The organism is Pseudolysinimonas sp. (genome assembly GCF_031389465.1).
Classification (GTDB): Bacteria; Actinomycetota; Actinomycetes; order Actinomycetales; family Microbacteriaceae; genus Pseudolysinimonas_A.
Map to the genome: position 1 here is coordinate 1 of NZ_JANMSQ010000028.1, position 4,455 is coordinate 4,455.

6 protein-coding genes and 1 tRNA gene are annotated in these 4,455 nt (G+C 68.1%); 3 read left to right on the plus strand and 4 right to left on the minus strand.

Annotated elements, in window-relative coordinates:
• The first annotated feature begins 211 nt into the window (after nucleotides 1-211).
• Nucleotides 212-460 (plus strand): hypothetical protein, encoded by a 249-nt coding sequence (locus tag RMO30_RS01135; RefSeq protein ID WP_309708380.1) that lies wholly within the window; start codon nucleotides 212-214, stop codon nucleotides 458-460.
• A 36-nt stretch (nucleotides 461-496) separates the two neighbouring features.
• Here RMO30_RS01135 and RMO30_RS01140 read toward each other — a convergent pair.
• Nucleotides 497-585 (minus strand) — tRNA-Ser (locus RMO30_RS01140).
• Between the two features lie 96 nt (nucleotides 586-681).
• On the opposite strand from RMO30_RS01140, the gene RMO30_RS01145 reads away from it, so the two are divergent.
• Both RMO30_RS01145 and radA read left to right on the plus strand, forming a co-directional pair.
• Nucleotides 682-1,041 (plus strand): hypothetical protein, encoded by a 360-nt coding sequence (locus RMO30_RS01145; RefSeq protein ID WP_309708382.1) that lies wholly within the window; start codon nucleotides 682-684, stop codon nucleotides 1,039-1,041.
• An 87-nt stretch (nucleotides 1,042-1,128) separates the two neighbouring features.
• Complete coding sequence (gene radA, locus RMO30_RS01150) at nucleotides 1,129-2,478, plus strand: DNA repair protein RadA (RefSeq protein ID WP_309708385.1); 1,350 nt, start codon at nucleotides 1,129-1,131, stop codon at nucleotides 2,476-2,478.
• Nucleotides 2,479-2,496: 18 nt separating this feature from the next.
• Here the strand turns inward: radA and RMO30_RS01155 are convergent, their stop codons facing one another.
• From RMO30_RS01155 to RMO30_RS01165, 3 genes are all read right to left on the minus strand, one after another.
• On the minus strand, nucleotides 2,497-3,099 hold the full coding sequence (locus RMO30_RS01155) for a hypothetical protein (RefSeq protein WP_309708388.1): 603 nt from the start codon (nucleotides 3,097-3,099) through the stop codon (nucleotides 2,497-2,499).
• 67 nt (nucleotides 3,100-3,166) lie between these two features.
• On the minus strand, nucleotides 3,167-3,670 hold the full coding sequence (locus RMO30_RS01160) for an amino-acid N-acetyltransferase (protein ID WP_309708391.1): 504 nt from the start codon (nucleotides 3,668-3,670) through the stop codon (nucleotides 3,167-3,169).
• Nucleotides 3,671-3,784: 114 nt separating this feature from the next.
• The coding region (locus RMO30_RS01165; RefSeq protein WP_309708394.1) for an AAA family ATPase at nucleotides 3,785-4,455 on the minus strand (671 nt) is incomplete at its 5' end.

The following is a 4,455-nucleotide window of genomic DNA, read 5'->3' on the forward strand; positions in this document are numbered from 1 at the left end:
CGTTGCAGCCACACACGCGTCGGCCGCGGTCCAGCCCGAACGCCCTCACCGGCGAGACGGTTGAGCTGATCCTCGAGCTGCGGCACCGGCTCACCACGAAAGGGCTCGACGCCGGCGCACACACCATCGCCTGGCACCTGCTGCCCGCTACCTCGCCTTGCCGAAAGCCTCCCCGAAGGCGGGAGCCCGAGACCACGACCATCACACTCGCGTGCGTCGCGACCGCATCGACAAGACCGGCTGCATCACCCTGCGCATCGCCAGCAAGATGCATCACATCGGCATCAGCCGAACCCACTCAGGAACCCACGTCCTCGTGCTCGTCAACGACCTCCAAGTCACGATCATCAACGCGGCAACCGGAGAGCTGCTCCGCGAGCTCACCATCGACACCAGTCGCGACTACCAGCCCACCGGCCGCCCGAAGGGCCCCCAGAAAAGAAGGAAACCCCCGAACTAATAGGTTCGAGGGTTTCCTATGTCCTGAGACAGGACATGGCGGTACCGGTGGGATTTGAACCCACGGAGGCTATGAACCTCACATGTTTTCGAGACATGCTCCTTCGGCCGCTCGGACACGGTACCGCCGACGATCTTAGCCCAGCTCTCGGATGCGCTTTCGCGGCTGGTTCATAGGTTGGCCCAACACTTCCCCGAGGCGACGGCACGACTGTCGTACCCATGGCAGACAAAGAGAACACCGAGGTGCCCCCGGCTTCTGAAGCCCCGGCACCTGTCACAACCGCCGCTCCGGTGACGGTCGTCCGCGAGAGGGGTGGCTGGGTGACGCCGCTCATCGCCGCTCTCGTCGTCGTCGTGACGCTCGTCGTCGGCGGCGTCTCCGGGTTCGCGCTCGCCGCGGCCACCCACGCCGGCGCGCGGCCCGCGATCGAGCAGGGTCAGTTCCCCGCTCAACAGGGACCCCAGCAGGGTCCCGGTGGGCAGCAGGGCGATCGCCCCGACCGCCCGGACCGTCCGATCGACGACTCCGACGAGTCGACCGAGGAGGAGTCGACCGAGGAGGAGTCGACCGAAGGCTGACCCCTCCCCAGAGCCCACGACATCCGACCCCAAACCGGATGCCGTGGGCTCACCGGCGTCGTCGGATGTCGCGCCTAGGCTGACCGCATGGCCCGCCCGACGACCCCCGGATTCGCGTGTCGGGAGTGCGGCTGGACCTCCGTCAAGTGGCAGGGCCGCTGCGGCGAATGCCAGGCGTGGGACTCCCTCGTCGAACAGGGCGCCCCGACCCAGAAGGTCACCGCGATCGCCGTTTCGGCGGCTCGCACTGCCCGGCCGATCACCGAGATCGGCACCGAAGAGAGCGTCCACCGCCCGAGCGGCATCGGCGAGTTCGACCGCGTGCTCGGCGGCGGCATCGTGCCGGGCGCCGCCATCCTGCTCTCCGGTGAGCCGGGCGTCGGCAAGTCGACGCTGCTGCTCGAGGTCGCCGCCCGAGTCGCCGCCACTGGCGCCCGGGTGCTGTACGTGAGCGCCGAGGAGTCTGCCGCCCAGGTGCGGCTGCGCGCGGAACGCACCGGTGCCCTCAGCGACGAGCTCTACCTCGCGGCCGAGACCGACCTCGCGACGATCCTGGGCCAGGTGGATGCCGTGAAGCCCCGCCTGCTCATCGTCGACTCGGTGCAGACGGTGTCATCCGCGATGTCCGACGGCGCCCCCGGGCAACCCGCGCAGGTGCGCGAAGTCGCGGGAACCCTCATCCGCATCGCCAAAGAACGCAACCTGCCGCTGCTGCTCGTCGGCCATGTCACCAAAGACGGCTCGATCGCCGGGCCGCGCCTGTTGGAACACCTCGTGGATGTCGTCTGCAGCTTCGACGGCGACCGCCAGACCGCGCTGCGCTTCGTGCGGGCGCTGAAGAACCGGTTCGGCCCCACCGACGAAGTCGGATGCTTCGAGATGACCGGCGACGGCATCGCCGAGGTGCCCGATCCGTCGGCGCTCTTCCTCTCCCGCAGCGCCATTCCGGTGAGCGGCACCTGTGTCACGATCGCCCTCGAAGGCCGCCGCGCGATCCCGGTCGAAGTGCAGGCGCTCATCGTCGGCACGACCGCCCCGCAGCCACGACGGGTGGTGAACGGCGTCGACTCGGCCCGGGTCGCGATGATCCTCGCGGTGCTCGAACGCCGGTGCGGACTTCGGATGTCGACATCCGATGTGTATGTCTCGACTGTCGGGGGCATGCGCCTCACCGAGCCAGCCACCGACCTTGCCATCGCGCTCGCGATCGCCTCGGCGGTGAAAGACGTCGCCCTGCCGCAGACTCTTGCCGCGGTGGGTGAGATCTCGCTTGCCGGCGAGATCCGGCCGGTGGCCGCCGCGCGCCAGCGGCTCAGCGAGGCTGCGCGGCTCGGGTATTCGCAGATCGTCGACGGCGACGCCGGGTCGGTGCGCTCCGCGATCGGAATCGCGTTCGCGGCCGCCCCCGCCGAGCGAGCAACCGTCCCCGCGTTCTAACCTCCCTCGGTGGCGGGGTCAGTTGAGGATGAACGGGGTGTCTTCGGCGGACTCGATGGAACCGAGAGCGACGCTCAGACGGTAGGTGGCTCCGCCCGCGATGACCTCCGGGCGGCCGGTGGCGCAAGTGTCAGGCGCCGAGCGGGTGCGGTCCCAGGCGAACGGTGTCGTCGTGATCGGTGTGTTCGGCTCCAGCTCCATCTCGAGCGGGGTGCCGCCTTGCTGGCAGTCGCGGGAGTTCCAGATCGGGTCCGATCCGCTCACGATGAAGTACACCTGCTCCGATGTGCCGACGTCGAGCGTGCAGGCGACCGAGCCGGTGTTGGTGATCGACATCGAGATCTGCGGCTGCACGCCCGAGGCGTAGCTCACGGAGTCGGTGATCGGCTCGAGCTGGATGACAGCCGGGTTGCACGGGTCGCCCGCTTCGCCGGCAACCGGAGTGCTCGATGCGGAGTTCGTCGGCGTCGGGGTCGCGGCCCCGGTGTTGTCGGCGCCCGGTCGCACGATGATCAGCACAATGATGACGACGACGGCAATCAGCCCGATCAGCACCAGCAGACGACGCCGCCAATACACCGACGGCGGCTGCGGCCCGACGGGGTTGCGCACGCTCGACATGCCGCCAGGGTAAGCCCGGGTTTCGCGGCAGGCGCGTCGGCACGCCCCGATGCGCCGAACGCCCGGGTCAGAGCTGCTTGAGCATCCGGGTGTTGCCGAGCGTGTTGGGCTTCACCCGGGAGAGATCGAGGAACTCCGCGACGCCTTCGTCGGGTGAGCGAACCAGTTCGGCGTACACGTCGGGCGAGACGATGCTCTCGGCGATCTCGGCGAACCCGTTGCGGCCGAAGAAGCCCGTCTCGAAGGTCAGGCAGAACAGCCGCGAGAGGCCGAGGTCGCGGGCCTCCGCCTCAAGGCTTTCGAGGATCGCGTTACCTACGCCGCGCCCGCGCCACATATCCGCGACGGCGAGAGTGCGCACCTCGCCGAGGTCCTCCCACATCACGTGTAAGGCGCCGCAACCGATCAGCCGACCATCGGCATCCTCAGCTACCCGGAACTCCTGCACCGCCTCATAGAACACGACGCGATCCTTGCCGAGCAGCACGCGGCTCTCGACGAGCGGAGCGATGAGCGTCTCGATCTCGGGGATGTCACCGGTGCGTGCCCGTCGCACGCTGAATTCGCTCACGACGCCCCACCTTACCGTCGCGGACCGGCCGAGGATGGACCCAGAACGGAGCGGTTGGACTCACCTCGTGGTGGGTCCAACCTCTCCGAGATCCAGCCAAGCGACCGGAGGTAGTCAGGCCCCGAGGGCGGCGGCCTTCGTGGGCTTCGGGTCGCGGCCGGCCTGGCGTCCGGTCTCGAAGGTGAACTCGCCATCGGTGAAGCCGATCCGCACGTGGTCACCGGCATCGAGTTCGGCGTGCAGGATCTTCTCCGACAGGCGGTCCTCGATCTCGTGCTGCACCGCGCGCCGAAGCGGGCGAGCGCCGAGTGTCGGGTCCCAGCCGAGCTCGATGAGTCGGGCCTTCGCCTCGTCCGACACCTCGATCGTCATGTCGCGGTCGAGCAGACGCTCGGCGAGACGCTTGATGAAGATGCCCACGATCTGCAGCAGCTCGTCCTTGTTCAGCTGCGGGAACACGATCGTCTCGTCGACGCGGTTCAGGAACTCGGGCTTGAAGTGCTTCTTCAGCTCTTCGACGACCTTGCCGCGCATGGCGCTGTAGTCGTTCGCCGCGCTTCCCTCGAGCGTGAAGCCGACGGGGCCGCCAGTGATGTCCTTCGTGCCGAGGTTGGTCGTCATGATGATGACCGTGTTCTTGAAGTCGACGACGCGACCCTGACCGTCCGTCAGACGTCCCTCCTCCAGGATCTGGAGCAGCGAGTTGAAGATGTCGGGGTGCGCCTTCTCGATCTCGTCGAAGAGCACCACGCTGAACGGCTTGCGGCGCACCTTCTCGGTGAGCT

Coding starts and splice junctions, on each gene's coding strand:
- RMO30_RS01145 (WP_309708382.1), top strand. CDS start 682: ATGGCAGACAAAGAGAACACCGAGGTGCCCCCGGCTTCTGAAGCCCCG.
- radA (WP_309708385.1), top strand. CDS start 1,129: ATGGCCCGCCCGACGACCCCCGGATTCGCGTGTCGGGAGTGCGGCTGG.
- RMO30_RS01155 (WP_309708388.1), bottom strand. CDS start 3,099: ATGTCGAGCGTGCGCAACCCCGTCGGGCCGCAGCCGCCGTCGGTGTAT.